Source organism: Pseudomonas sp. P5_152, assembly GCF_033989915.1.
GTDB lineage: Bacteria > Pseudomonadota > Gammaproteobacteria > Pseudomonadales > Pseudomonadaceae > Aquipseudomonas.
The window spans coordinates 4,821,946-4,847,714 of sequence record NZ_JASFAH010000002.1 but is presented as its reverse complement, the minus strand read 5'-3'; the positions used below and the strand labels follow the sequence as shown (position 1 = coordinate 4,847,714).

23 protein-coding genes and 2 pseudogenes are annotated in these 25,769 nt (G+C 62.2%); 8 read left to right on the top strand and 17 right to left on the bottom strand.

Annotated features, from left to right (window positions below):
* Positions 1-54: 54 nt before the first annotated feature.
* The 4 genes and pseudogenes from QMK50_RS27425 to QMK50_RS21980 form a co-directional block, all read right to left on the bottom strand.
* Positions 55-651: pseudogene (locus QMK50_RS27425) on the bottom strand (methyl-accepting chemotaxis protein); the annotation flags it as partial.
* 102 nt (positions 652-753) lie between these two features.
* Positions 754-1,140, bottom strand: a pseudogene (locus QMK50_RS27420) (HAMP domain-containing protein); the annotation flags it as partial.
* A 1,014-nt stretch (positions 1,141-2,154) separates the two neighbouring features.
* Complete coding sequence (locus QMK50_RS21985) at positions 2,155-3,519, bottom strand: PLP-dependent aminotransferase family protein (RefSeq protein WP_320333933.1); 1,365 nt, start codon at positions 3,517-3,519, stop codon at positions 2,155-2,157.
* Between the two features lie 211 nt (positions 3,520-3,730).
* Positions 3,731-4,492 (bottom strand): SDR family oxidoreductase, encoded by a 762-nt coding sequence (locus QMK50_RS21980; RefSeq protein WP_095167580.1) that lies wholly within the window; start codon positions 4,490-4,492, stop codon positions 3,731-3,733.
* A 232-nt stretch (positions 4,493-4,724) separates the two neighbouring features.
* Between QMK50_RS21980 and QMK50_RS21975 the strand changes: the two genes are divergently transcribed.
* Positions 4,725-5,729 carry an NADP-dependent oxidoreductase gene (locus QMK50_RS21975; RefSeq protein WP_159994470.1) on the top strand — a complete coding sequence of 335 codons (1,005 nt, stop codon included), beginning with the start codon at positions 4,725-4,727 and terminating at the stop codon, positions 5,727-5,729.
* Positions 5,730-5,990: 261 nt separating this feature from the next.
* Here QMK50_RS21975 and pyrF read toward each other — a convergent pair whose 3' ends face one another.
* The 11 genes from pyrF to QMK50_RS21920 form a co-directional block, all read right to left on the bottom strand.
* Entirely contained in the window at positions 5,991-6,692 is a 702-nt protein-coding gene (gene pyrF / locus QMK50_RS21970) for an orotidine-5'-phosphate decarboxylase (RefSeq protein ID WP_162530196.1), read from the bottom strand.
* A 163-nt stretch (positions 6,693-6,855) separates the two neighbouring features.
* Positions 6,856-7,908 (bottom strand): AI-2E family transporter, encoded by a 1,053-nt coding sequence (locus tag QMK50_RS21965; RefSeq protein ID WP_095167576.1) that lies wholly within the window; start codon positions 7,906-7,908, stop codon positions 6,856-6,858.
* A 72-nt stretch (positions 7,909-7,980) separates the two neighbouring features.
* Positions 7,981-8,787, bottom strand: a complete 807-nt coding sequence (locus QMK50_RS21960) for a DUF4892 domain-containing protein (RefSeq protein WP_095167574.1) — start codon at positions 8,785-8,787, stop codon at positions 7,981-7,983.
* 23 nt (positions 8,788-8,810) lie between these two features.
* Entirely contained in the window at positions 8,811-9,470 is a 660-nt protein-coding gene (locus QMK50_RS21955; RefSeq protein WP_095167572.1) for a glutathione S-transferase family protein, read from the bottom strand.
* 50 nt (positions 9,471-9,520) lie between these two features.
* Positions 9,521-10,378, bottom strand: a complete 858-nt coding sequence (locus QMK50_RS21950) for an alpha/beta hydrolase (protein ID WP_159994466.1) — start codon at positions 10,376-10,378, stop codon at positions 9,521-9,523.
* Positions 10,369-11,175 carry an alpha/beta hydrolase gene (locus QMK50_RS21945; protein ID WP_320333932.1) on the bottom strand — a complete coding sequence of 269 codons (807 nt, stop codon included), beginning with the start codon at positions 11,173-11,175 and terminating at the stop codon, positions 10,369-10,371. The genes QMK50_RS21950 and QMK50_RS21945 overlap by 10 nt, the downstream gene beginning before the upstream one ends.
* 134 nt (positions 11,176-11,309) lie before the next feature.
* A complete protein-coding gene (locus tag QMK50_RS21940; RefSeq protein WP_095167567.1) occupies positions 11,310-11,753 on the bottom strand; it encodes a hotdog fold thioesterase in 444 nt (147 codons plus the stop codon).
* Between the two features lie 29 nt (positions 11,754-11,782).
* A complete protein-coding gene (locus tag QMK50_RS21935; protein ID WP_095167565.1) occupies positions 11,783-13,450 on the bottom strand; it encodes an AMP-binding protein in 1,668 nt (555 codons plus the stop codon).
* 107 nt (positions 13,451-13,557) lie between these two features.
* Positions 13,558-14,010: a phosphohistidine phosphatase SixA gene (gene sixA, locus QMK50_RS21930; RefSeq protein WP_095167564.1), complete on the bottom strand. Its 453-nt coding sequence runs from the start codon at positions 14,008-14,010 to the stop codon at positions 13,558-13,560.
* Entirely contained in the window at positions 14,007-14,354 is a 348-nt protein-coding gene (locus QMK50_RS21925; RefSeq protein WP_095167563.1) for a DUF4389 domain-containing protein, read from the bottom strand. The genes sixA and QMK50_RS21925 overlap by 4 nt, the downstream gene beginning before the upstream one ends.
* Positions 14,355-14,385: 31 nt before the next feature.
* Positions 14,386-15,411, bottom strand: a complete 1,026-nt coding sequence (locus QMK50_RS21920; RefSeq protein WP_159994460.1) for an NAD(P)H-dependent glycerol-3-phosphate dehydrogenase — start codon at positions 15,409-15,411, stop codon at positions 14,386-14,388.
* Between the two features lie 196 nt (positions 15,412-15,607).
* Between QMK50_RS21920 and QMK50_RS21915 the strand changes: the two genes are divergently transcribed.
* The 5 genes from QMK50_RS21915 to fabB all read left to right on the top strand — a co-directional run bounded on the left by QMK50_RS21915 (position 15,608) and on the right by fabB (position 22,552).
* Positions 15,608-17,731, top strand: a complete 2,124-nt coding sequence (locus QMK50_RS21915) for a TonB-dependent receptor plug domain-containing protein (RefSeq protein ID WP_320333931.1) — start codon at positions 15,608-15,610, stop codon at positions 17,729-17,731.
* A gap of 1 nt (position 17,732) precedes the next feature.
* Entirely contained in the window at positions 17,733-18,662 is a 930-nt protein-coding gene (locus tag QMK50_RS21910) for an ABC transporter substrate-binding protein (protein ID WP_320333930.1), read from the top strand.
* On the top strand, positions 18,659-20,557 hold the full coding sequence (locus QMK50_RS21905; RefSeq protein WP_320333929.1) for an ATP-binding protein: 1,899 nt from the start codon (positions 18,659-18,661) through the stop codon (positions 20,555-20,557). The genes QMK50_RS21910 and QMK50_RS21905 overlap by 4 nt, the downstream gene beginning before the upstream one ends.
* A gap of 247 nt (positions 20,558-20,804) precedes the next feature.
* Positions 20,805-21,320 (top strand): 3-hydroxyacyl-[acyl-carrier-protein] dehydratase FabA, encoded by a 516-nt coding sequence (fabA, locus tag QMK50_RS21900; protein ID WP_010211704.1) that lies wholly within the window; start codon positions 20,805-20,807, stop codon positions 21,318-21,320.
* Positions 21,321-21,331: 11 nt separating this feature from the next.
* Positions 21,332-22,552: a beta-ketoacyl-ACP synthase I gene (fabB, locus tag QMK50_RS21895; RefSeq protein ID WP_095167556.1), complete on the top strand. Its 1,221-nt coding sequence runs from the start codon at positions 21,332-21,334 to the stop codon at positions 22,550-22,552.
* A 70-nt stretch (positions 22,553-22,622) separates the two neighbouring features.
* Here the strand turns inward: fabB and QMK50_RS21890 are convergent, their stop codons facing one another.
* Together QMK50_RS21890 and QMK50_RS21885 are read right to left on the bottom strand one after the other, a co-directional pair.
* Positions 22,623-23,087, bottom strand: a complete 465-nt coding sequence (locus tag QMK50_RS21890; protein WP_095167555.1) for a DUF3859 domain-containing protein — start codon at positions 23,085-23,087, stop codon at positions 22,623-22,625.
* Positions 23,088-23,157: 70 nt separating this feature from the next.
* Entirely contained in the window at positions 23,158-24,177 is a 1,020-nt protein-coding gene (locus tag QMK50_RS21885) for an amidohydrolase family protein (protein ID WP_320333928.1), read from the bottom strand.
* A 146-nt stretch (positions 24,178-24,323) separates the two neighbouring features.
* Between QMK50_RS21885 and QMK50_RS21880 the strand changes: the two genes are divergently transcribed.
* Positions 24,324-24,740: an OsmC family protein gene (locus QMK50_RS21880; protein WP_095167553.1), complete on the top strand. Its 417-nt coding sequence runs from the start codon at positions 24,324-24,326 to the stop codon at positions 24,738-24,740.
* Positions 24,741-24,802: 62 nt separating this feature from the next.
* Entirely contained in the window at positions 24,803-25,675 is an 873-nt protein-coding gene (locus QMK50_RS21875) for a pirin family protein (RefSeq protein WP_320333927.1), read from the top strand.
* The last annotated feature ends 94 nt before the right edge of the window (positions 25,676-25,769 follow it).

The window sequence follows — 25,769 nt, the reverse complement described above, 5'->3', positions numbered from 1 at the left end:
TTCGAGGATCGCAGGTCAGTACTGGCCTGCGATCCTCCTGCTACGCCCCCCGCCTTACAGCCTGAAATGCCCGACCATTCCCTTCAGCTCCACACCCAACTGCGCCAGCTCAATGCTCGACGCGGCATTGCCCTGCATGGCCAGCGAGGATTGATCGGCACTGGCACGGATGCTGGTGACGCTGCGATTGATCTCTTCGGCCACCGAGCTCTGCTGCTCGGCCGCGGCGGCGATCTGCTGGTTCATCTGCTGAATCAGCGAAACGGCCGCAGCGATACTACCCAGTGCGCTCTCGGTCTGCAGCGCATCACTGACCGCCAGCTTGACCAACTCACCACTGCTCTGGATCTGCTGCACTGAAGACTGTGCGGCGCCGCGCAGGGAAGTCACCAGGCGCTCGATCTCCTCGGTCGACTGCTGGGTGCGCTTGGCCAGCGCGCGGACCTCATCGGCCACCACGGCAAAGCCCCTGCCCTGCTCGCCTGCCCGCGCCGCCTCAATGGCGGCGTTGAGGGCCAGTAGATTGGTTTGCTCGGCCACGCTCTTGATCACGCTGAGGACACTGCCAATGTTCTGGATCTCGGCGCTCAAGCTCTCAATGCTGGAGCTGGCCGACGTCGCCGAGTCTGCCAGTTGTTCGATCCGCTGCATGCTCTGACGCACCACCTGCTGGCCGGACTCCACCTTGCTGTCAGCGGTTTGGGCAGCCTGCGCCGCTTCCTCGGCATTGCGCGCCACGTCGTGCACCGTGGCCGTCATCTGATTCATGGCGGTGGCAACTTGGTCGGTTTCTTCTTTCTGGCTGCTGACTTCAAGATTGGTCTGCTCGGTCCCTGTCGACAGCGACTGCGCGGAGCTGGCCAGTTGCTCGATGCCCGCCTGCAGGCCACTGACGATCCGGCTCAATCCCGCGCCCATCTGCTGCATGGCCTGCATCAGCTGGCCGATTTCATCACGCCGGGTCACCACTACACTGGCACTCAAGTCGCCAGCGGCAATTTGCTCGGCCAGTCGGATTACGCTGCGCAAAGGGCTAACGATCAGTCGAGTGATCAGCCACGCGGCGATCAGTCCGACCACCAAGGCCAAGGCCGACGACACAATGATCAGCAGCGAGTTTTGCTGCAACTCTGCCTGCATCGCCTGGTCTTGTGCGGCGTAAGCCTGATCGACCCGCTGCACCACTTCGCCAGCACGTGCATGTAACTGTTGATACACCTGTTGTTCGCGAGCCAGGAGCTCGGTGTACTCCGCCAGTTTTTCGGTGAAACTGGCGATGTGCCCGGCCACCTCGCCGAGTACAGTCTGGTAACCAGCATCCTTGACCACCTGCATCAGCGCTTGCGCCTGGCTCAACGCCTGGTCAGCCTGCTCGATCTTGCCCTGCTCGCTATCCTGCGTGGTGGCCTTGCGGCTCTGGTCCAGGCGGACCCGCGCCTCGTTCATTGCCTGCAGCATCAACTTCGAGACCTGACTGACCTGGCTGGCTTGCTCGATAAATTCACCGCCCTCTTTGCCGGCCGACTCCTTGAGTGTGTAGGCGCCATCGTCAGCCAGCCCCGCCTGCAATACATCCAGGTTGTTGGCCACGCTTGCGACCGACCAACTGGCCATTTCCAGCGCCAGGTCCTTGGCCGAAGTCAGCTCGACAAATTCATCGAAGGCCTTGCGATAGGCGCCCAGGGAATGCTCGACCTCATTCATCACCGGGGCATTGACCGCCGACCGCGCCTTGAGCTCGGCGGTCAGGTTGAGCAAGCCGTCAAGGCCCTGGCGCAAGGCCTCGGCGGTTTTGTCATCGGCGTGCAAGGCATACTCCTGCTCCAGCAGACGCACCTTGAGCAGGCCACTGTTGAGCGCCGACATTTGCTTGAGCCCGTCGAAACGCTGGCTAATGGTGTGCAGCGACCAGACCCCGATAGCCGCTACCAGGGCAGTCAACAGCAACACCAGGATAAAACCCAGTCCCAGTTTTTTCGCCATGCCGAGGTTGGCGAAATATCCTTGCGCGCCTGAAATCATTGCTCGTCACCTTCTTCCAGTGGCCAATGGCAATGGGGGCCATTTTCTCTCCCGGCAGGGTCGCAACCGGGGCCCCTCAAGCACAAGTCTCGGCTGCCGCAATCATGGCAAAAAGCTATGCACGCGTCGCTTTCAGAACGCTTGAGGTCGATCCGCCGATGCGCAGGCCTGAAAGAACGCCAATGCTTGTGAGTCGCCGGCATAGGCCACATTGATGCGCAACCAATCGCCGGCCTCGCCGCTGGGGCTGAATTCAGCGCTGCCAGCCAGGGCAATACCGTATCGCTGCGCGAGGGCGCGTACGTGCTTCGCGGCACAAACCCTGGGCCTGGCCCAGATATACAGCCCCCCCGAAGGTCTGCCAAAGACTTCCCAGTCCGCGTCCTCCAGCACCTGCAGTGACGCGTTCAGCTCGCGCTTCAAACGCAGCCGCTGGCGCTGCACCAGCTTGCGATATGCCCCGTTGGCCAGCAGGGTATTGAGCACCGCTTCACTGAAACAGGAGACGCCCAGACTGGTGATCCGCTTGACCTGCGCCAGGCGCGCCACCAGCGCCTGATTGGCCACGACATAACCGACCCGCAGCGAGCTGCTGAGGGTCTTGGAAAAACTGCCGAGGTAGATCACACAGCCAGCGTTATCCAGCGCGGCCAGACGAGTCGCACTGCGCCCGTGAAAATCGCCATAGACGTCATCTTCGACAATGCACAGCCCATATTGAGCGGCCAGCTCCAGCAGGCGTTGCGCCACAGCGAGGACCAGGCAACTGCCGGTAGGATTGTGAAACTGGCTGTTGATGAACAGTGCGCGCGGCTGATGGACCGCCAAGAGCGACTCAAGCACCTGGATGTCCGGCCCACGCGGGGTACGCGGCACCTCGAGCATCCGCACACCCGACAACCGCAATTGCTCGAACAGATTCGAATGACCGGGCGTTTCCACCACCACACAATCACCGGGCTTGAGCAGGGTGCGGATGATCAGGTCCAGCCCATGGGTGGCGCCGGCAGTGGTGAGCACCTGGGACTGCTCGGCGACGATCGAAATCTGTTTCAGGCGCTTGAGAATCTGCAGGCGCAGGGCCGGCAAGCCATACACCGAGCTGTAGCTGAACAACCCCTGCATATCGGTGCGTGACATCTGCCGGATCGCATACCCGAGGTCATCACTTTCGCGCCAGCTTTGCGGCATGCCGGCACATCCCAGGGGCAACGGGCTTGCCCCGGCAGTGAGCACTTCTTCAGAGCTGCACGGGAGCAGCGGCGTGACAACGAAATAGCTTGAACCATGACGCGATGCAAGCACGCCCTGCGCCACCATGCGCTCGTAGGCTTCTATCACGCAGGATTGGCTGAGCAGGTTGTCCCGGGCCAGTTGGCGAACAGAGGGTAACCGCGTGCCAGGCTCGATGGCACCCTGGCGAATTCTGCCGGCAAGCGCATCAACCACCTGCTGCACGACGGGGACCAGCGCCTGACGATCGATTCTCAACTCCATGAGAAATCAGCTCCAAATGTTTTAGATTATTTCCTCGATCAGTTAAGCACAGCCTGCCTGTCCGCTTGATGCGGCACCCGGTCAAAACCCCCTCGCCCTAACCCCTTGAAACACATTCGCCAAAGACACAAAAAAGCCCACAGGAATGCGGGCTTGCTCTTACATAAGTTCCAGTGGTTGCACTGCAGAAAACTCGGCTTTCCTCAGTCCATCAAAAAGCCGTCACCCCACCATCCACGGCCAACGAATGGCCTGTGGTAAACGCCGCGCCATCGCTGCACAGGTACAGCACCGCACTGGCAATTTCTTCCACCTTGCCTATACGTCCCACCGGGTGCATGGCGGCAGCGAAGTCGGCCTTTTTCGGATCGGCCTCGTAGGCCCGACGGAACATGTCGGTATCAATCACCGCAGGACACACCGCATTGACCCGGATCTTTTTCTTCGCATATTCGATGGCGGCCGACTTGGTCAGGCCGATCACCGCGTGCTTGGACGCAGCGTAGATGCTCATCTTAGGTGCCGCCCCCAGGCCGGCCACCGAGGCGGTATTGACGATGGCGCCACCGCCCTGGGCCAGCATCAAAGGCAGTTGATGTTTCATGCACAGCCAGACACCTTTGACATTGACCCCCATGATCGCGTCGAACTCATCGAGCGTGCCCTCGGCCAGCTTGCCCTTTTCGATCTCGATCCCGGCGTTGTTGAAGGCGTAATCAATTCGGCCATAAGTACTCACGGCTTGCGCCATCAGGTTTTGCACGTCGCTTTCCTGGGTCACGTTGCAACGCACAAACACCGCCTCGCCACCGGCCGCACGAATCAGTTCGACCGTGCCCTCTCCCCCCGCCACATCGAGATCCGCCACCACCACTTGCAAGCCTTCGGCGGCAAATGCCTGGGCAGTCGCACGGCCGATACCGGCGGCCGCACCGGTCACCAACGCTACCCGGCCAGAAAACGTCATGCTCATTGTTGTGTCCTCGAATAATGGGAGTGAACGCGTTTTGCCAGTCTAGCCACCCGGCCCTGTCGCACGTCAGCACTATCAGAAGGCCGGTTGATCGCTCATGAGTAGCAGTGATGAATAGGCCCACCGAACTATCACTGCGTTGGATCGAGCCGTATTCGCTGGATCAGCAAACCTTGCGACATCGGCCATGAGGGTCTATCAATCAGACTTCCTTCCCCCTTGAGTACCCGCCATGACTGCCCAGACCAACCGTCAATTCCTGCTCGCCAAACGCCCGGTGGGGGCGGCAAACCGCGAAACCTTTACCTATCAGCAAGTACCGGTGGGCGAGCCGGCGGCGGGCCAGATCCTGGTCAAGAACGAGTACCTGTCGCTGGACCCGGCCATGCGCGGCTGGATGAACGAAGGCAAGTCCTACATCGCGCCAGTGGGCATTGGCGAAGTCATGCGCGCCCTGGGCGTGGGCCAGGTCATTGCCTCCAACAACCCGGGGTTTGCCGTGGGTGATTACGTCAACGGCGCACTAGGGGTGCAGGACTACTTCCTCGGTGAGCCGCGCGGTTTCTACAAGGTCGATCCGAAACTGGCGCCACTGCCACGTTACCTGTCAGCGCTGGGCATGACCGGCATGACCGCTTATTTCGCCCTGCTGGACGTCGGCGCCCCCAAGGCCGGTGAAACCGTGGTGCTGTCTGGCGCCGCCGGAGCGGTCGGCAGCATCGCCGGGCAGATTGCCAAACTCAAAGGTTGCCGCGTGGTGGGTATTGCCGGAGGGGCCGACAAGTGCCGGTTCCTGATCGACGAACTGGGTTTCGACGGGGCTATCGACTACAAGAGTGAGGACGTGGTGGCCGGTCTCAAGCGCGAATGCCCGAAAGGCGTGGACGTGTACTTCGACAACGTCGGCGGCGACATCCTCGACGCTGTACTGAGCCGCCTGAACGTCAAGGCCCGCGTGGTCATCTGCGGCGCCATCAGCCAGTACAACAACAAGGAAGCGATCAAGGGGCCGGCCAACTACCTCTCGCTGCTGGTCAACCGGGCACGCATGGAAGGATTCGTGGTGATGGACTACGCCGCACAATTCGCTGCCGCCGGGCAGGAAATGGCCGGCTGGATGGCCAAGGGTCAGCTCAAGAGCAAGGAGGATATCGTTGACGGACTGGAGACGTTCCCGGAAACCCTGATGAAATTGTTCAGCGGCGAAAACTTCGGGAAACTGGTGTTGAAGGTTTAACCCAAGCCAGCACTGCTGGCTTGTCGCACCCTCACCGGCAAGCCAGCCCCTACAGAAGCCACCACCACTCAACAGGCCGAGCGTTGGCTCGCCTGCAGCTCTTGATCTTGAGATAGCCGGGGCGTGGACTGCGTCCTCGAACGCAGCCTCGTGGGCTCGGCAGCTGCTACAGGGGATTGGGGTATTGCCGAGATCTACGTTGTGGCGCAGGCCGCTATCGCGAGCAAGCTCGCTCCCACAGAAGAGAAATGCGCGCCCCCCCTACAAAGCCAACTCAGCCACAACCGCAGCCAACGCCTTGGCTGGATCAGCCGCCTGACTGATCGGACGCCCGATCACCAGATAGTCAGACCCCGCATCCAGAGCCTGGCGCGGAGTAAGGATCCGGCGCTGATCGTCCTGCGCACTGCCCGCCGGACGAATCCCCGGGGTCACCAGTTGCAGCGACGGATGTGCCGCCTTCAAGGCCTGGGCTTCCAGCGCCGAACACACCAGGCCATCCATCCCGGCTTTCTGCGCCAGTGCCGCCAGACGCAAGACCTGCTCCTGCGGCTCGATGTCCAGGCCGATCCCGGCCAGGTCCTCACGCTCCATGCTGGTCAGCACCGTAACGCCAATCAGCAGCGGCTTGGGACCACTGCGCTGGTCGAGCACTTCACGGCAGGCCGCCATCATGCGCAAGCCACCGGAGCAATGCACGTTGACCATCCACACACCCATCTCCGCCGCCGCCTTGACGGCCATCGCGGTGGTGTTGGGAATGTCGTGGAACTTGAGGTCGAGAAATACTTCAAAACCCTTGTCGCGCAGGGTCCCGACGATTTCCGCAGCACAGCTGGTGAACAGCTCTTTACCGACCTTGACCCGGCACAGCTTGGGGTCCAACTGGTCAGCCAGCTTCAGTGCGGCGTCACGGGTAGGGAAATCCAGGGCGACGATGATAGGAGTCTGGCAGGCGGACATGAGTGGGCTCTCAGGCAAGTCGAAATCGGCGCGCATTGTAGCGGAACGCGAGCCCGTCCGGGACCCGATGATCGGTAAATCATCATCAACGGTGCCCATGACTGAAAAAAAGCCTCAAAGAGCTGACGCGCTCGTTGCCACCCGCGTCAGCCCGCCCTCCCTTTCAGCGCTTGTCTTCAACCCGTGCCTGGCTGTTGCTCCAGTCGATCAGCAGACTATAGGCAACCGCCAGCAAGGTCGGGCCGATGAACAGACCGATAAAGCCGAAGGCAATCAAACCGCCAAAGACCCCGAGCAAGACGATCACCAACGGCAGATTACCGCCACGGCTGATCAGGTAGGGTTTGAGCACGTTGTCGACGCCACTGATGATGAACATCCCCCAGACACCGAGGAACACCGCAAACCCGTAGTCGCCCTTCCACACCAGCCAGGCCGTGGCCGGAATCCACACCAGGGGGGGGCCCATGGGAATCAGGCTGAGCAGGAAGGTGACGATGCCCAGCACCAGCGCCCCCGGCACACCGGCGATCAGGAAACCGATCAGGGCCAGCACTGCCTGCGCCGCCGCCGTGCCAATGACCCCGTTGACCACCCGCTGCACGGTGCCGGCCACCAACTCGATGTAGTAACCGGCCCGCTCGCCGATCAGGCGTTCCAGCAGACGGTGGACAAAACCCGCCAGCCGCGGGCCATCGCGGTAGAAAAAGAACACGAAGACGATGCTCAGTGTCAGCTCCAGGATACCGCCACCGATCTGCGCACTGCGTGCCAGCAACCAGTTGCCGACCTGCCCCAGATAGGGTTTGACCGTCACCATCAGTGCCGCGCCCTGCTGGTCGACGCTGTTCCAGATACCCACCAGCCGTCCCCCGACCAGGGGAATGGAGCCGAGCCAGACGGGCGCTTCGGGCAGGCCATCGACCTGGACATCCTTGATGAAGACCGTGGCATCGCGCACATGGTCGGCCAGGTTGAAACCCAGCCATACCAGTGGCGCCGCCACCAGCACCATCCAGCCCAGGGTCAGCACGGCGGCGGCCAGGGATTCGCGACCGTTGAGCCAACGGGTCAGCAGGCGCATCAACGGCCAACTGGCGAACGCCAGCACCGCGCCCCAGAACAGCGCCGACCAGAACGGCGCCATCACCCAGAAACTGGCACCGAATAACACCAGGAGCAGGATCTGCACCAACAGGCGATCGTTATTGAGCATGAAAAATCTCGAACAGGGTTAATCGACAAAAGTGCAAGCGAACGGCCCAAGGCACGTTCGCTTGCACAGAGCTTAACGCAAGAGTTCGAAATGCAGGCCAGGGTCTTTCACCTCACCCAGGTCCAACCGCGCACTGCGCACGCCCTGTGCCACCAGCGCCTGACGCCAGGCATCGGCTTGGGCCCCGGAAACACTGACCCGCAACGTGGTATCGAGGTTCAGGCCACGGGACAGCAACGTCACCCACGAGGCCTGGGGTTCCCCGGTCAAGCGTGGCAGGTCCAGCGTGCCTGTGTCCTTGAGTTGCCGTAACAACGTGGCAGAGGTAGGCAACAGTTCGCCCAAGGGGGCACCGGCGTCGAATTGCTCGACATGCAGGTACGCCCGGCGATTGCCTCGCGTGATGCTGTACAGCGCCACCAATGAGTTGTCCTGGGGTGCAGCCAGGCGTAGCAGCAGATAGGCCTGGCCGTTATCGGCACCATAGAGCTTGGCGTTGCCGAAGACTTCGTTGGCCCACAGGCTGCTTTCGCCACAATCACGCGCCTGGCACCAGAACAACAACTCGGCGCCCTGCTTCTGCAAGGCTTCGCGGGCTGCGGTGAAGGCAGCGGTGGCGGAATGTTCCGGTGGCAACTCATAGGTCACCGAGGTCATCTGGCCCCGCGCAGTGACTTGCCCGTCAAACCGCAACTGGCCGCTGATCTTGCGGATCGCACCCATGGGGTAGATCCGCTCCAGCTCGGCGGGCGGACGATAATCGACGATTTGCGCATCGGCCATGCGTGGCACCAGCGGCAAATCCTGGCTGCCCGGCACGTCGGCAGCCGACGCCAACGAACTGCAACAGGCAAGTACGAACAAACTGAAAAAACGCATGCGCTTCAACCTTGAAGAGACTCTCATCGGATCAGCATGGCCTGGGCGCCCTTGATGACACTGGCGTCGTCGATGCGTTGTGGCACCAACAACCCGCGCTGCACTGCCGGGCGCTCGGCCATGGCAGCCATCCAGCGCTGCAAGGCCGGCAAGCCATCAACCGAGACCCCGGACCACTCGTGGCCACGCACCCACGGATAGGTCGCAATGTCGGCAATGCTGTAGGTGTCGGCGAGGTATTCGACGGTTTCCAGACGGCTGTCGAGCACCTCGTACAGGCGGCGGGTTTCGTGCTGGTAACGGTCGATGGCGCCCTGCAGTTTTTCCGCAAAGTAGCGGAAAAACACATTCGCCTGGCCCTGCATCGGGCCGATGCCGCCCATCTGGAACATCAACCACTGGATTACCCGCGAACGCCCTTGTGGGTCGGTGGGCAGCAATTGCCCGCTCAGTTCAGCGAGGTAGAGCAGGATCGCGCCGGATTCGAACACGGCAAAATCGCCGTTGGCGCGGTCGACAATCGCCGGAATCCGGCCATTGGGATTGATCTTGAGAAACGCGGGTGCCTTTTGTTCCTTCTTGTCGAAACTCAGGGCATGCACCGTGTAGGGCATGCCGAGTTCCTCGAGCACGATAGAGACCTTGTGGCCATTAGGGGTCGCAGCGGTGTAGAGATCTATCATGGTTGTCTCCCATTTCAACCCGCCCAGCCTCGACAGTTGCCCGCTGCAAGTCAAGGAATGGCGAAAAAGCGATTGAAACAGTCTGCAACAAGGGTTGCCCCCTCCTCGTCGTTCAAGTGCAAGTGATGCCCGCCTGGCAGCTGTTCGTGGCTAAAGGGTAGACGCTCCAACAGCTCGGGATGCTTGCCGAGCATGCCGTCGGCCGCGACCACCAGGTGCGCCGGACAACTGACGCGCCGGGCAAAGGACAGCGCCTGCTCACTGGACAGGCGCAGGGGTGAAGGCAGTGTCAGGCGACTGTCAGTGCGCCAGGTGTAGCCGCCCGGCACCGGCATCAGCCCGCGCTCGGCGAGCAACTCAGCCGCTTCACGACTGACCGCCACCAGGCCTTTCATCCTCACTTGCACAGCCTGGTCAATGCTGCTGTAGACCGGTTTGCGCTTGCCTTGCAGGTCCAGTTGCGCCTGCAACGCCATGCCCATGCGCTCGGCAGCATTGTCATGTTCCGCCGTGGGGGGAATCACCCCGTCGATCAACGCCAGGTGCGTCACGCGCTCGGGCATGGCACCCGCCAGCACCACCGAGACAATCGCCCCCATGGAATGGCCAAGCAGGGCAAATCGGTGCCAGCCCATCTGTTCGGCAACGTGCAGCACGTCGTGGGCGTAATCCCACAGGGCATAACCGGCCCCCAGGGGGCGATGCCCGGAATGGCCATGCCCGGCCATGTCCAGGGCCAACACGCGCAAGCCCTTGAGCCGGGGGGCCAGCCTGGCGAAGCTGTTGGCGTTGTCGAGCCAGCCATGCAGAGCGATCACTGGCAGGCCGTCTTCAGGCCCGAACAGGTGGGCCGCCAATTCGATGTGCGGCAGGTTCAGGCGCACCTCGGTGACGCTGCTCACGCGCATTCCCGGTCGCTGCGACCGGCCCAGCGCTGGAACAGCTCCTTGAGCAATCCGGCGGTGTCTTGTGGCCGCTCGAGGGGGAACATGTGGCCGCCGGGCACAGTCAGGGACTCGCCCTGGGGCATGCGGGCCACCGCGCTGGCGTGATGACGCATGACCACCCGGCTCTGCCGCCCACGCACCACCGCCAGCGGCACCTGCAACTGACGCGTACGACCAGGACTGGTGTGCGGCACCCCCCGGTAGATACTGATCTCGGTGGCCGGGTCAAAACGCAACCGCAAACGATCGCCGACCTTGTGCAAACCATGTTGCAGGTAGGCGTCGAAACACTCCGGGTCGAAACCGCGGAACAGGCTCTTGCCGGCAAAGTAATGCCGGGCGGCCTCGAGGTCGGCAAACTCTTCCCGGCGCCCCAGGGTGCGCCCGGCGGGGGTCAGGCGGTCGATAAAACCAAAACGCTTGGCCGCGCGGATCACCCACTGATCGGTACGGGTCAGCACGGGCGAATCAAGCATCACCACCCCGCGGTACAACTGCGGGCAACGCAATGCGGCGTGCAGGTGCAGGACGCCGCCGAAGGAATGCCCCACCCCCCACACCGGGCCTGGTTGCTGCTCCAGGTGATGGATCAACTCGTCCACCAGGTTGAACCAGTTGTCGTCCGCCGGAAACCGTGGGTCATGGGCGTGCTGCTGCAGATGCGCGACTTGATACTCCGGCGCAAGTGCGGCAAACAACTTGCCGTAGGTGCCTGAAGGAAAGCCATTGGCATGGGCGAAAAAAATCTGCTGCGGCATAACGACATATCCATAAACAAAATCAAGGGTTGATTGTCCGCAAGACCCAGGTCCGGGGCAATGACCGTAACTGCCAGGAAGGGTGACAGTCAGGCCATGGTTATGTAGATCGCCCACGCCCCAGCAGCAGCGGATCAGCGTGCTGGAGGTGCCTCACCCAGCGGCACCACCGCCATGGTCAGGCGCGACACGCAACTGGCCTTGCCTTCATCGCTGCTCAGGCGAATGTCCCAGACGTGGGTGGTACGCCCGATGTGGATCGGCCTGGCCACCGCCGTGACCCGCCCGCTGCGTAGCCCTCGCAGGTGGTTGGCATTGATTTCCAGGCCAACGCAATAGAACTTGCTCGCATCGATGCACAGGTAACTGGCCATCGAGCCAACCGACTCGGCCAGCACCACGGAGGCGCCGCCATGCAACAAGCCGTAGGGCTGATGGGTGCGGTGATCGATCACCATGCTGGCGGTCAGCGATTGCTCGTCAAACGACTCAAAACGAATATCCAGCACTTCGCCAATGGTGTTTTTCTGAATCGCATTCAGTTGTTCAATGTTTGGAGCAGTACGCCACAGACTCATCTCTTGGTCCCTTATTGCTGTTGTTTGCCTCAATCCTGCCACAGCACCGCTTCGCTGCGCGCGCTCCATTCCTCGAAGCGCGCACCGTAGGTGGCCTCGATCACGTTGCGCTTGATCTTCAGGGTCGGGGTCAGAAAGCCGTTCTCCACCGCCCAGCTGTCCTTGACCACCACCAACTGGCGTAGGCGCTCATGTTTGTCGAGGGCGCCATTGACCTCTTCGAGCAGGCTTTCCAGGCTCGCATGCAGGGCATTTCGCGCCGCGCTGGCGGCATCCTGCAGTCCCACCGCCGACAGCACGCACAGGCCCAACGGCGCACTCAGGCCGTCGCCAACCACACACACTTGCTCGATGCGCGAGTGCACCGCGAGGCGGTTCTCGATCGGTGCCGGGGCCACGTACTTGCCCTTGCTGGTCTTGAAGATTTCCTTGAGCCGTCCGGTCAGGCGCAAATAACCCTCGGCGTCCTGCTCGCCCTTATCGCCAGTGCGCAGAAATCCATCTTCGGTAATGGTCTCGGCGGTTTTCTGCGGCTCCTTGAAATAGCCCTGCATGGTGGCGCCGCTGCGCACCTGCACCTCGCCCGTTGTGTCGATGCGCACTTGCACCTCAGGGCACGGTTTGCCGATCCAGCCGGGGCGTTGCTGGCCCGGCAGGGAGATATGCGAATAACCGCAGCTTTCGGTCATCCCGTAGACCTCCAGCACATCCAGTCCCAGGCGCTTGTACCAATGCAGCAGGGCCAAGGGCACCGGTGCAGCGCCGGACAGGGCAATGCGCAAGGCATCCAGGCCCAGGCCGGCCAGCACCTTGTGCCCGACCCGCTTGCCGATGATCGGCAGACCCAGCAAAAAATCCAGGCGTCGGGCCGGGATCTTGCTGTAGACCCCCATCTGGAACTTGGTCCAGATCCGCGGCACGCCAAACAACGCCGTGGGCCGGGCGCGCTGCAAATCGACCAGGAAGGTGTCGAGGCTCTCGGCAAAAAACACTGTTTGCCCGGTATAAATCGATGCCATTTCGACAAACATGCGTTCGGCGACATGGCACAGCGGCAGGTACGACAACAGTCGATCCGACTCAGTGAGGTTGAACAACTGGGTGCCATGGGTGGCGGCAAAGCCGAGGTTGGCAAAGCTGTGCATCACCCCTTTGGGCAGGCCCGTGGTGCCGGAGGTATAGATGATGGTCGCCAACTCGTCGGCATCCGGCGTCGGGTTGTCCTGGATCGGTGAACTGCGCTGCAGGTCGGCCCAACTGTAGTCAAACGTCGCCGCGGGGCACAGTGGCAGGCTGATGGTGGGCAGGTCGGCGCTGACGCCCTTGGACATGCCTGGCCAGTCATCCAGCTTGCCGATGAATGCCAGGGCCGCCTGCGAGTGCTCCAGCACCTGGGCCACCGACTCGGCCGTCAGGTTGGGGTACAGCGGCACCGACACATGCCCGGCCATCCAGATCGCCAGGTCAGCGATGATCCAGTGCGCACAGTTTTTCGAGATCAGAGCAATGTGGCTGCCCTGGGGCAATTCCCGGGCGCGCAGCCAGTGCGCAGCGCAACGAGCCTGGTGACCGACATCGGCCCAGGTCAGCGTTTCGACCTGGCCGCGCCCAGTCGGCTGGACCATGAACCGCTGGCGCGGGTGGCGGGCTTCACGCTCGTAGAACACTTGCAGCGGCAAACGAAAAGCGGCGGGCATGGAATGCGCTCCTGTTTTTGTTCGGTGTCGCCGCAAGCGTAGACCAACCAAGCGATTGCTTGGTTGTCTATTTCAAACAAAAAAACCCGCCCCTGAGCGCCGGGGTATTACGGGTGTTTGAGGCTGTTGAGCTTCATCAGCCCGGCCAGCGGCCACTCGCCTTCGAGTTCCGCCAGGCCTGCCGTGCGCACGGCCACAGGCTCCTGCACATGACCGTGCTGCAAAAACCCCAGCAGATTGCCCACCAACGGGTTGTGGCTGACCAGCAGCACGTTGTCCACCGAGGCCAGTTGCTCGGCCACGGCTTGCGGGCGGCTGTCGGGGGTCAGCCATTCGACGGTGCGAATGTCTGGCACGAAACCCAGGGCCTCGCGCACCAGTTGTGCCGTTTGCTGGGCGCGCAGATAGGGGCTGGCGTAGATCGCGGTCAGCGGTTCGCCGATCAACCGGGCGGCACTGCGCAAGGCTTCCTCGCAGCCGTGGGGCGTCAATGCCCGCTCCGAGTCCGGACGCGAACCATAGGGCTGGGCTTCACCATGGCGCAACACCCAGACTTTCATAGTTTTGGCTCCTCATCACGGACCGGATGTGGTGCTGGCGCCACTGTGTGCGGGGCCTCGCCTTCCGGGGTGCGCGGGGTTGGCCAGTCGGCAAACGGCCAGGGTTTCTGGTCGCTGTGGAAGCTGCCGAAACGGCCGATCTGCGCGAGGAACTGGCTGAGGCTGTCACCGAAGTTCATCAGCCCGGCACTCGGGGCACCATAAATCAGGCGGTAGACCAGTTGCACCAGCACCACGGCGCCGAGAATGAATTGCGCCACCTGCCACACCAGCACAAACACCAGCATCCACAGCACCCGCAGGAGGATCGACTCGTACCTGGCTTCTACTTTGGGTTCGTTCATGTCTTGCTCCCTGCCCCCGTCAATCGAGGGCTCAGTTGAAACCGCTGGTGGAGATAAAATCGACATCGGTTTTCGGCTCGCCACGCATCAGCAGTTCAATCACCTGCTCCAGCGTGCGCCCTTCAAACAGAATGGCGTGCAGGCCGGCGACCAACGGCATATAGACTCCGACTTCCTGGGACTTGGCCTTGAGCACCTTGAGGGTGTTGACGCCCTCGGCGACCTCGCCCAGGCGGTTCACCGCATCCTCCAGGCTCAAGCCCTGGCCCAGGGCAAAACCCACCTGATAGTTGCGGCTCTTGGGTGAAGAGCAGGTGACAATCAAGTCGCCGACCCCGGCCAGACCGAGGAACGTCATCGGGTTGGCACCACGATTCACCGCAAAACGGGTCATCTCCGCCAGCGCCCGGGTGATCAACATGCTCTTGGTGTTTTCCCCCATGCCCAGCGCCACGGCCATGCCGGCGATGATCGCGTAGACGTTTTTCAGCGCGCCACCCAACTCGACCCCAAAACGGTCGGCACTGGCGTAGACGCGGAAGGTCCGGCCGTGCAGCGCGGCTTGTACGCGCTGGCACAGCTCTTCGTCCTCACTGGCCACCACCGTGGCCGTCAGGGCGTGCTCGGCGACTTCACGGGCCAGGTTCGGCCCGGAGAGCACCCCGATGCGCGCTTGCGGAGCGATTTCCTCGAGGATCTCACTCATCAGCATGAAGCTTTGCGCCTCAATACCTTTGGTCAGGCTCACCAGGAACTTGCCACTCAGGCGCTCGGCATGGGGTGCCAGCACCGAGCGCAGGGCGCTGGACGGCAGTGCGACAAAACTCAGATCACAATCGTCGAGGGTGGCCTGCAGATCGGTGACCGGCTCCACGGCCGGATGCACCTTGATACCTTTGAGGTAGCGTGGGTTCTCGCGGTTGACTCGAATGGCCTCGGCCTGCTCGGGGTCGCGCATCCATTGGCGAACCGCATGACCGTTCTCAGCCAGCAGATTTGCCACAGCGGTACCAAAACTCCCGCCCCCCAGGACCGCAATCGGGCGCTGTTCATTCATATGTAGTCCATTAATCCATTGCAATGGCGATGACAGCATTATACGGGGCGGCCGTGCATCGACCAGCCCCCCGAACAATTACCGACATCAGTAGGACGCTAGACAACAAAACGAAGGAAAACGCTGACATCGTGACTGGAAAACTCGACCAGCTCGGTTAACATGCGCCCCATCCAAACGGTATCAAGGCTGTTCCGTGGTTGCTGGTCCCTCCCCCCTCCATTCTTCGCTGGCCCTGGCGTTGCTGTTCAGCGACACCTTGCTGGCCGATGACCTGTTCCTGGAAAACCTGCCGCTGCCACAAGTGCTGACCGCCACCCGACTCAAACAGTCGCCCGCCGCCGTGCCGGGCAGCATGAGCGTGCTCGACAGCGAACTGATCAAGGCCAGCGGCGCGCGGGACATCAGCGAGCTGTTGCGGCTGGTACCGGGGATGATGGTGGGCAACATCAACGGCAACCAGGCGGTGGTCAACTACCACGGCAGCAATGCCAGTCAGGCGCGGCGCATGCAAGTACTGATCGATGGGCGCTCGGTGTACCGCGCCGGCCTGGCAACGGTGGACTGGAGCGATATCGCGGTAGCGCTGGAAGACGTTGAGCGCATCGAGGTGTTTCGCGGGCCCAACACCGTCAGCTACGGCGCCAATGCCCTGATGGCCGTGGTCAACATCATTACCCGCGCCCCGGCCAACAGCCATGGCACACGGGTCAAAGTCACCCGCGGCCAGCGCGGGATCAATGACTGGTACGCCAGCCACGGCACCGGCTGGGGCAGTGGCGACCTGCGCCTGTCGTTGTCGGGCCAGGAAGACGACGGCTTCGACTCCGACCAGCGGGGTGCGGACTACCACGACAGCCGGCGCCTGGACCGGGTCAACCTGGCCATCAGCCAGACACTCGACGAACAGCACAGCCTCGACTGGCAGCTCAACGCCAAGGACGGCAGCAATCAGCGGCCCTATACCTACCGTCCGGTATTCCCCGGGATTACCGCCGCCGGAAACAATTCTGACGTGAGCGCCAAGAATTATTCCACCTCCCTGCGCTGGAACCTCGACCTGAACCCCGAGCACAGCCTCTATGTCCAGGGCACAGCACAGCACTGGGATCGCCAGCAAACCTGGCGCGCCTGTGATGCCGAAATATCGTTCAGCCCGCAACTGGCGGAGCTCTGGCAACTGGACCCGAACTACACCGAGCGCCTGGCCCGCAACATGGACAGCTTCACCGCCAGCGGTGCCCCCAGCTCGACGCCAGAGCAGGAGGCACTGGCCAACCAGGCCCTGGCGCAGTGGCGAGGCGGCGCCAACCGGACCGTCTGCGGCAACATCGACCAAAGCACCCGGGAATCGCGCTACGACCTGGAACTGCAGGACACCCTGAGCCTGTCCGATAGTCTGCGCCTGGTCAGCGGCTTGAACTATCGTTACGACCGGGCCGACTCCGAGACCTACTTCAATGGCACCCTCGATGACACCACCTCGCGCCTGTTCGGCCAGTTGGAGTGGCGTGCCACCGAGCACTGGCTACTGCAGGGCGGTGCAATGTACGAAAAAACCCGTTTGATCGGTGACTCGCTGACCCCGCGCTTCGCGATCAACTACCTGATCAACCCGCGCCATGGCCTGCGCGCGGTGTACTCCGAAGCCGTGCGCTCGCCCGACATGTTCGAGAACAACGTCAACTGGAGCTATCGGGTGACCGGGCTCAACCCCACGGCCTACGGCAGGCCCAACGCCCGTTATTTCGTCAAGACCCGCGGCCCCGGCGATCTCGAGCAGGAACACATGCGCTCGCGCGAACTCGGCTACAACGGCTATTTCGCCCAGTTGGGCCTGAATCTCGACGTCAAGCTGTTCCACGACGAGATCACCGGGATGATCAGCGAGTCGCTGCGCAACAATCAGTTCATTGCCAGCAATTCCAACACCGCTCGCTTTCAAGGTACGGAAACCCAGCTCGACTGGCGCCTGAGTGCTGTCGACCGATTGCGCCTGACCTACGCCTATGTCGACGCCGAGGCCAGCAGCCCCCAGGACCAGCAATTGACCGCGCGCAACAGTGGCTCCGCCGGCTGGCTGCGCGATTGGGGCAACGGCTGGAACAGCGCGCTGCTCTACTACGGCGACGACGCCCTCAATGGCTACCGTTTCGAACGGCTCGACTCGCGCCTGGCCAAACGCATCGCCCTGGGCAAGGCCAGCCTGGAGCTGGCCGGCACCCTGCAACAACGCCTGGACAATCAGCCCAACACCTTCGCCGACAATTACTACGACTCACGCCACGTGCTGTACTTCAGCGCCGAGCTGGTGTTCTGAGATGGTTCTTGCGCGTATGTCGACCCGCCTGCTGAACCACCTGCTTCGTTGCCTGGGGCTGCTGCTGCTCGGCTGCCTGGCCGCCCTCCCCGTGCGGGCAGCCGATATCCTCCTGACGGGGGCCGAAGACAGTCCCGGCGTGCAGGCCTTTACCCAGGCCCTGGCCCAGCAGCGGCCCAAAGACACTGTGCGCTTCATGCCATTGCGCGAGTTGCCGCCGCCCGCCCGCATCCCCTGTACCACCCGCCTGATTCTGCTCGACCTGGCCAGCCTCGACTGGCGCCTGCAAGACCATCAAGGCCCTCCCACCCTGGTGCTGCGGATCAGCCGCCTGCAAGCCAATCAACGCGTGGGCGACACCCGTCCTCTGCACCTGAGCCTGCTGTGGAGTGATCCACCGCTCAGCCGCCAGTTGCGCCTGACCCGTAGCCTGCTGCCGCAAGCCAGGCGCATTGGCGTGTTGTTCGGCAAGGACAGCGAGTTCCTGCTCAAGGAGCTGCACGGCGCCGCCCATCGCCTGGGCATGGAAGTCGTCGCCGAGCGCTGGGACAACACCAGTGACAGCCGGCCCCTGCAAACGCTACTGAAAAACAGCGACGTGCTGCTGGGTCTCGACGACCCCGAACTGTACAACCCGAAAACCGCAAAAAACCTGTTGCTCAGTAGCTATGGCCAGCAACGGGCGCTGATCGGACCGAATGCCGGGTTCGTCAAGGCCGGCAGCCTGGCCAGCAGCTACAGCGACCAGAGTGACTGGCTGGCGATCCTCGACGAGTTGCTCGACCGTCCGCCGGCCAGTTGGCCCCGCAGCCTCTACCCCACGCGCTTCAAGGTCGCCAGCAACCCGCAAGTCGCGCGCTCCCTGGGCCTTGAACAGATCGACCCCGTGGCGGTGGCTATCCAGTTGGCCGAAGGAGACACCTGGCCATGACCTTCCGCCGCCACTGGGGCATCAATACTCGCACCCAGGTCATCAGCCTCGGCCCGGCCCTGCTGCTGACCCTGCTGCTGATCAGCTTCTTTACCTTCGTGCGCATCCAGGACTTGCGCCAGGAACTCAATCACACCGGCCAACTGGTGGCCAATCAACTGGCCCCGGCCACCGAATATGGGGTGATTTCCGGCAACAAGGAGGTGCTCGAGAGCCTGATGAAGGCCACGCTGGCCACCCCTCACGTGCGTTTCCTGCAGGTCCAGGACAGTGCCAACAACGTTCTGGTGTACGTCGAGCAACCGTCGCTTTCCCGCGGACAGCCACAGCAGATCGAGGTATTCCAGGCACCGGTGCGCCTGCAACGCATCCAGCTCAATGACGACTTCCTGCAGGCCGCGCCCCCGCCCAGCGGCATCACTGAAGACTATCTGGGGCGGGTGATCGTTGGCATGTCCAACGATGCCTTCAGTCAGCGCCAACAGGAGATCGTCCTCAAGGCGGGCATCCTGGCGCTATTCGCCCTGCTCTTTACCTTCCTCCTGGCCCGGCGCCTGGCCGCCAGCCTGTCGGAACCCATCAGTGCCATGGGCAACGCGGTGAAGGCCATCCAACAAGGCGACTACAGCACCCCGCTGCCGATCGTCGACGATGCGGAGTTGGGCAGCCTGTCGCGGCATATCAACAACCTGGCCGATGGCCTGGAGCACGCCAGCCGTGAACAGCAGCAGGCCATGGCGCAACTGATCCAGACCCGTGAAGAGGCGGAGAAGGCCAACAGCGCCAAATCCGACTTCCTGGCGATGATGAGCCACGAACTGCGCACCCCCATGAATGGCGTGCTGGGCATGTTGCAGCTTCTGGAAACCACCCAGATGACCGACGAGCAAGTCGAGTACGCCGCATTGGCGTCGGAGTCCACCGAGCATTTGCTCAAGGTGATCAACGACATTCTGGATTTCTCGCGCATCGAACGAGCCCCCCTGGAACTGGAGCACATCCCGTTCAACCTCGCCGACCTGATCAACAGTTGCGCCCAGGCGTTCGCCCACAGTGCGCAGCAACGCGGCCTGAACCTGCAGCTGCAATTGGCCGACGGCATGCAGGCCCTGAACGTGCAGGGCGACCCGACACGTATCCGGCAGATCCTGGTCAACCTGATCGGCAATGCCCTGAAATTCACCGAGCACGGCCAGGTGTCAATCCAGGCGCAGTGGCAGTCGCTGGACCACGAACTGCTGTGGTTTACCTGCACGGTGCGCGACAGCGGTATCGGCATCTCCCCGGACAACCTGGAGCAGATGTTCAACGCCTTCCAGCAGGCCGACAGTTCGATTTCAAGGCGTTATGGCGGTACCGGCCTGGGACTGCCGATCGCCCGCACCCTGGCCGAACGCATGGGCGGCACCCTGCGCGCGCAAAGCGTGGAAGGCCAGGGCTCGGTCTTTACCCTGGAAATGCCCCTGGCCTTGTCGCGCCAGACCTTGCCCACACCGGCGCCTGCCGCGCGGGTGCCGAGCGGCAATGGCGAAGGGCGCAATGTGTTGCTGGTGGAGGACAACCCGGTCAACCAGACCGTGATCGAGGCCATGCTACGCAGCCTGGGCTTCACCGTCAGCGTCGCCACCGACGGCGCGCAGGCGGTTCGCAGCGCCGAAAGCCTGATTTTCGAGGCGATCCTGATGGATTGCCGGCTGCCGATCATCGACGGCTACGAAGCCACGCGGCAGATCCGACAACTGCCCGGCTGCAGCGAAGTACCGATCATCGCCCTGACGGCCAACGCCTTGCAGGGTGACCGCGAGGCCTGCCTGGCGGCGGGAATGAACGATTACCTGGCCAAGCCTTTCAAACGTACTGATCTGCAGCAAATTCTCCAGCGTTGGCTGCAGTAGTACCGCCTAATCGAGCATCTGCGACTGGCGCGAAAACCGAAAGTGCGGCAGTCTTAGTCACCTCGACAGGCTCGATTTTGGGCTTGAATAATAATTTCAGTGCACAAGTGTACATTCATGTCCCTTGTCCTGTGACTTTCACCACAACGCAATAGTCTATGAGTAGGCTGCCGGTTCAAGGCATGAATGCTTTGATCGGCCGGGAAGATTTGCCCCACCTGCCGCATGGGACTATTGAGGAGCTCGCATGACCAAACAAAACGCCTTTACTCGGGAAGACCTGCTGCGCTGCAGTCGCGGTGAGCTGTTCGGCCCAGGTAACGCGCAACTGCCCGCCCCGAACATGTTGATGGTGGATCGCATCACCCATATCAGCGAAGAGGGTGGCAAGTACGGCAAAGGTGAATTGGTCGCAGAGCTGGATATCACTCCGGACCTGTGGTTCTTCGCCTGCCACTTCGAAGGTGATCCGGTGATGCCGGGCTGCCTGGGCCTCGACGCCATGTGGCAACTGGTCGGCTTCTTCCTCGGCTGGCAAGGCCTGCCAGGCCGCGGCCGTGCCCTGGGTTCGGGCGAAGTGAAGTTCTTTGGCCAGGTCCTGCCGACCGCCAAGAAAGTCACCTACAACATTCAGATCAAGCGTGTACTCAAAGGCAAACTGAACCTGGCCATCGCCGATGGTTCGGTCAGCGTTGACGGCCGCGAGATCTACACCGCCGAAGGCCTTCGGGTCGGCGTTTTCACCTCCACTGACAACTTCTAAGGGTTATCCGCATGCGCCGCGTCGTTATCACTGGTCTGGGCATCGTTTCGTGCCTGGGCAATGACAAAGAGACCGTCTCCGCTAACCTGCGTGCAAGCCGCCCTGGCATCCGGTTCAACCCGGAATATGCCGAAATGGGTCTGCGTAGCCAGGTTTCCGGCTCCATTGACCTGCCCCTCGAAGAACTGATCGATCGCAAGATCTATCGCTTCGTCGGCCACGCGGCGGCTTACGCCTACCTGGCCATGAAAGACGCCATCACTGACTCCGGCCTGACCGAAGAGCAAGTGTCCAACCCGCGTACCGGCCTGATCGCCGGCTCCGGTGGCGCATCGACCCTGAACCAGATGGAAGCGCTGGATATCCTGCGCGAGAAAGGCGTCAAGCGCGTCGGCCCATACCGCGTGACGCGGACCATGAGCAGCACCGTTTCCGCGTGCCTGGCCACTCCGTTCAAGATCAAGGGCCTGAACTACTCCATCGCTTCTGCCTGCGCCACCAGTGCTCACTGCATCGGTACCGCCATGGAACAGATCCAGATGGGCAAGCAGGACATCGTGTTCGCCGGCGGCGGTGAAGAAGAGCATTGGAGCCAATCGTTCCTGTTCGACGCCATGGGCGCACTGTCCAGCCAGTACAACGAAACCCCGGAAAAAGCCTCCCGTGCCTACGACGCCAAGCGTGACGGTTTTGTCATCGCTGGCGGTGGCGGCATGGTGGTGGTTGAAGAGCTGGAACACGCTCTGGCCCGTGGCGCGAAGATCTACGCGGAAATCGTCGGCTACGGCGCGACTTCCGACGGCTACGACATGGTCGCACCAAGCGGCGAAGGCGCTATCCGCTGCATGCAGATGGCGATGTCCACCGTTGATGCACCGATCGACTACCTGAACACCCACGGCACCTCGACTCCGGTCGGCGACGTCATGGAAATGAAAGGTGTGCGTGAAGTGTTCGGCGCCAAGGCACCGGCCATCAGCTCCACCAAGAGCCTGTCGGGTCACTCCCTGGGCGCCGCCGGCGTTCACGAAGCGATCTACTGCATGCTGATGATGGAAGGCAACTTCATGGCCGGTTCGGCCAACATCGACGAGCTGGATCCGGAAGTGGCCGACATGCCAATCCTGACCAAGACCCGTGAAGACGTAGCCTTCAACACCGTGATGAGCAACAGCTTCGGCTTCGGCGGCACCAACGCCACCCTGGTCCTGCAGCGCTGGCAGGGTAAGTAATACCCCGCCGCACCGCCGCATAAAAAACGCCCCGACTGGTTCGGGGCGTTTTTTTGTCTGCGATTGCGGCTTAGCGCACGGTGAAGCTTTGCTGCGTCAGCAAACGATCACCCTGGAACACCATGAAGCGCCATTCGCCCGGCACCACTTCGTGGCTCTCGGTGAATTCATAGGCCATCACATCCTGCGGGGCACCCGGCAGCAGCTTCTGGACCACCTCCAGCTTGTCGTGACGCACGCCGTCGGGGGTGCGAATGCCCGGAGTGAAGTACAGCAACGTCAGCGGCTGCCCCTCGACCGCCTTGCCGGCCAACTGATAGCGGATACCGAACTTGGTGCCCAGCTTGGCCGGCACCGTTTCCGTCTGGCGGATCGACTCGTTGCTGCGCCGCAACACCCGCTCCCCCGACTGCAGATCAGCCTTGGCCCCTTCGAACACACCATATTCCACTGGACCTTGCACGCTGACCTCGGCGCTGGCCAGGCCGCTGAGCAGCATCAGCGCCGCCAATGCAGATAAACGAGTGAGGGACATATCGCGCTCCTTGATTGAGATGGGCGCGAGGGTATGACACCCGGGTGACAGGCTGATGACAAACCGCCACTCAGCGCGCCCCTTGCGTCACCGTACGCGGCAGGACCGCCAGGAAGTTGTCTCGCGCCACCCGACGCGCGACCTCGGGCGGCAAGGCATCAAGAAAGGGGGTAAAGCCGTGCATCTGTTTGCCCAGGGTCTTGAAGCGCCCGACCACGTCGGAACCCAGCATGAAACGCTCAGGGAAGCGCGTCACCAGGCTTACCCATTCCGGGCGAGGTTGCCCCGCCTCATCCAGCAGATAAGGCGTGAGCACGCTCCAGGACAGGTCGATGAACAGATTGGGGTACGCTTCGAGCAGCCGCGTCAGGGTCGGCAGCAGGAAATCCAGCTGGGTTTGATGCCGATGGATTTCCAGGCTGGTGCCAGCGTGCGCCCAGATAAACCGGGTATGGGGATGATTGCGCAGCGGCTCTTCGATCTCGGCCAGGTACAGCGGGTTTTTCTCGCGCTTGGAAGTGATGTTGGAATGCACCAGCACCGGCAAGTCGTTCTCCGCCGCCAAGTGGTAAATCCGCGTCATGGCCTCGTTGTTCGCTCGCGGCGTGTCGCCGGAGGTCAGTGCGGTCAAGTCGTCATGCCGGGTAAACACCTCGCCTATGCCCTGCCACAAGCCGGGATTGAGGTCGAGCATGCGTTGGATATGCGCTGCAGAGTTCTTGTCGTTGGGGTTGAAACCTGAGAGGAACGGATGAAACTGTTGGCGCTGCTCGGGGCTCAGCTTGTTCACCGCGGCGGCGACAATCACATCAGTGGCGCTGTACCAGTAGGCATCGGCATCATCCCCGGCGTAATAACGCGGGCGCTTGGGCTCGTCTTCATGCCACTTCTTCGCCACCGGGACCCCGGAAATCATCACATGCTCGATGCGATTGTCCGCCATCGCCTTGAGCAGTTTCGGCATGCCGGCGGTTTCCTGGAAAAAATCCACATAGTGCAGGTGTGCATCGCTATAGGCGTACTCACGGGCGTCCGCCAGCCCGCTGAGCAGCACCAGCAGCCAGGCAGTATTCCAGGGTTTCAAAGACACGCGCGCACTCCCCAACAGATGAACAGGATAGACCCCGCGCCACGCCCAAGGGTTCAGCCATAAAGAAAGTGGAACGCCTGATTGCGCGAATGCTCTATAACTGCAAGGTGTTTTTCCGTCGTCTCCCACTGCCAGAGAGGTAACCCATGACCATTACCGTCAATACTGAATCCAGTGAAGGTTTTCGCCACAGCGTGCAGATCGATGAGCATGAACTGTTTGCCGATGTCCCGGTATCCGCAGGCGGCGAAGGCTCCGCGCCTGAGCCCCACGACTACTTCGACGCCGCTCTCGGGGCGTGCAAGGCGCTGACCCTGAAGCTGTACGCGCAGAAAAAAGGCATCCCGCTGACCGGCGTCACGGTCGAGGTCAAGCACGACAACAGCGAAGAGCAGAAAGGCAAGTACGCCCTGCACGTCAAACTGACCCTCAAGGGCGTGCTCACCGATGCCCAGCGTGACGAACTGCACCGGGTGGCCGATCGCTGCCCGATCCACAAGCTGATGACCACCAGCGAAGTGAGCATCGAAACCCACCTTTCCGAAGGCGCCTTCAGCCAATAGCGGCAAGTGCCGGCTGTGCGGGTTATGCTCAACGGCATCTTTCGTACAGCCTGGAATACCCCATGACCGCTCCGCTCGTGATCCGCCCGCGCCCCGAAGAGGTCGAAGGCCAGCCGATCCTGCGCCCGCTGCCCTCGGCCAAATGCCGCAGTGTCGGGCCCTTCGTGTTTTTCGACCACATGCTCCACACCCGCTACCCGGCCGGCCACGGCATGAACATCCGCCAACACCCGCACATCGGTCTGTCGACCCTGACCTACCTGTTCGAAGGCCAACTCCTGCACAAGGACAGCCTGGGCTCCGAGCAACTCGTCCAGGCCGGTGACGTCAGCTGGATGACCGCCGGCAGCGCCATCGCCCACGTCGAACGCACGCCCGCCGAGCTGTGGGACCAGGACTTCACCATGCACGGCCTGCAAATCTGGCTGGCCTCGCCCAAGGAACACGAACAAGGCCCAGGCCACTACAGCCACCACCCGGCCGCCAGTCTGCCGGTCAGCGATAACCTGGGAGTAAAAATCCGCATGATCGCCGGCACCGGCTTCTGCCTTGAGTCCCCGGTCCCCGTACTCTCCCCGACCCTGTACGCGGAACTGCAACTGCAAACCGCGACCACCCTGCTGATCCCCACCGAACACACAGAACGCGCGCTCTACGTCCTCAGCGGCGACGCCCAGCTCAACGACCAGCCCATCGAACCCCACACGCTGGTGAACCTGCCAAGCGGCGAAACAATGACCCTGTTCGCCGATAGCGACTGTCACGCCATCCTCTTCGGCGGCGCCCCCATGGACGGCCCACGCCGGATCAACTGGAACTTCGTTGCCAGCGACCCGAGCGCCATCGAAGAAGCGCGCCGGCGCTGGGCAGCAGGTGACTGGCCAAGTGTTCCGGGGGAAAGCGAGAGAATTGAATTACCCAAAGGCAAAGGCTGAAGCAGGCAGGTTTTTTTGTGGGATGCACTGCGAGGACTGCGTCCTCGAACGCAGCCTCGCGGGCTCGGCAGCTGCGAGAGGATTGGGGGGTTAC

What these genes read in the sequence shown, in the direction of transcription:
- QMK50_RS21985 (WP_320333933.1), bottom strand. Translation starts at nt 3,519, where the DNA reads ATGGAGTTGAGAATCGATCGTCAGGCGCTGGTCCCCGTCGTGCAGCAG.
- QMK50_RS21980 (WP_095167580.1), bottom strand. Translation starts at nt 4,492, where the DNA reads ATGAGCATGACGTTTTCTGGCCGGGTAGCGTTGGTGACCGGTGCGGCC.
- QMK50_RS21975 (WP_159994470.1), top strand. Translation starts at nt 4,725, where the DNA reads ATGACTGCCCAGACCAACCGTCAATTCCTGCTCGCCAAACGCCCGGTG.
- pyrF (WP_162530196.1), bottom strand. Translation starts at nt 6,692, where the DNA reads ATGTCCGCCTGCCAGACTCCTATCATCGTCGCCCTGGATTTCCCTACC.
- QMK50_RS21965 (WP_095167576.1), bottom strand. Translation starts at nt 7,908, where the DNA reads ATGCTCAATAACGATCGCCTGTTGGTGCAGATCCTGCTCCTGGTGTTA.
- QMK50_RS21960 (WP_095167574.1), bottom strand. Translation starts at nt 8,787, where the DNA reads ATGCGTTTTTTCAGTTTGTTCGTACTTGCCTGTTGCAGTTCGTTGGCG.
- QMK50_RS21955 (WP_095167572.1), bottom strand. Translation starts at nt 9,470, where the DNA reads ATGATAGATCTCTACACCGCTGCGACCCCTAATGGCCACAAGGTCTCT.
- QMK50_RS21950 (WP_159994466.1), bottom strand. Translation starts at nt 10,378, where the DNA reads ATGCGCGTGAGCAGCGTCACCGAGGTGCGCCTGAACCTGCCGCACATC.
- QMK50_RS21945 (WP_320333932.1), bottom strand. Translation starts at nt 11,175, where the DNA reads ATGCCGCAGCAGATTTTTTTCGCCCATGCCAATGGCTTTCCTTCAGGC.
- QMK50_RS21940 (WP_095167567.1), bottom strand. Translation starts at nt 11,753, where the DNA reads ATGAGTCTGTGGCGTACTGCTCCAAACATTGAACAACTGAATGCGATT.
- QMK50_RS21935 (WP_095167565.1), bottom strand. Translation starts at nt 13,450, where the DNA reads ATGCCCGCCGCTTTTCGTTTGCCGCTGCAAGTGTTCTACGAGCGTGAA.
- sixA (WP_095167564.1), bottom strand. Translation starts at nt 14,010, where the DNA reads ATGAAAGTCTGGGTGTTGCGCCATGGTGAAGCCCAGCCCTATGGTTCG.
- QMK50_RS21925 (WP_095167563.1), bottom strand. Translation starts at nt 14,354, where the DNA reads ATGAACGAACCCAAAGTAGAAGCCAGGTACGAGTCGATCCTCCTGCGG.
- QMK50_RS21920 (WP_159994460.1), bottom strand. Translation starts at nt 15,411, where the DNA reads ATGAATGAACAGCGCCCGATTGCGGTCCTGGGGGGCGGGAGTTTTGGT.
- QMK50_RS21910 (WP_320333930.1), top strand. Translation starts at nt 17,733, where the DNA reads ATGGTTCTTGCGCGTATGTCGACCCGCCTGCTGAACCACCTGCTTCGT.
- QMK50_RS21905 (WP_320333929.1), top strand. Translation starts at nt 18,659, where the DNA reads ATGACCTTCCGCCGCCACTGGGGCATCAATACTCGCACCCAGGTCATC.
- fabA (WP_010211704.1), top strand. Translation starts at nt 20,805, where the DNA reads ATGACCAAACAAAACGCCTTTACTCGGGAAGACCTGCTGCGCTGCAGT.
- fabB (WP_095167556.1), top strand. Translation starts at nt 21,332, where the DNA reads ATGCGCCGCGTCGTTATCACTGGTCTGGGCATCGTTTCGTGCCTGGGC.
- QMK50_RS21890 (WP_095167555.1), bottom strand. Translation starts at nt 23,087, where the DNA reads ATGTCCCTCACTCGTTTATCTGCATTGGCGGCGCTGATGCTGCTCAGC.
- QMK50_RS21880 (WP_095167553.1), top strand. Translation starts at nt 24,324, where the DNA reads ATGACCATTACCGTCAATACTGAATCCAGTGAAGGTTTTCGCCACAGC.
- QMK50_RS21875 (WP_320333927.1), top strand. Translation starts at nt 24,803, where the DNA reads ATGACCGCTCCGCTCGTGATCCGCCCGCGCCCCGAAGAGGTCGAAGGC.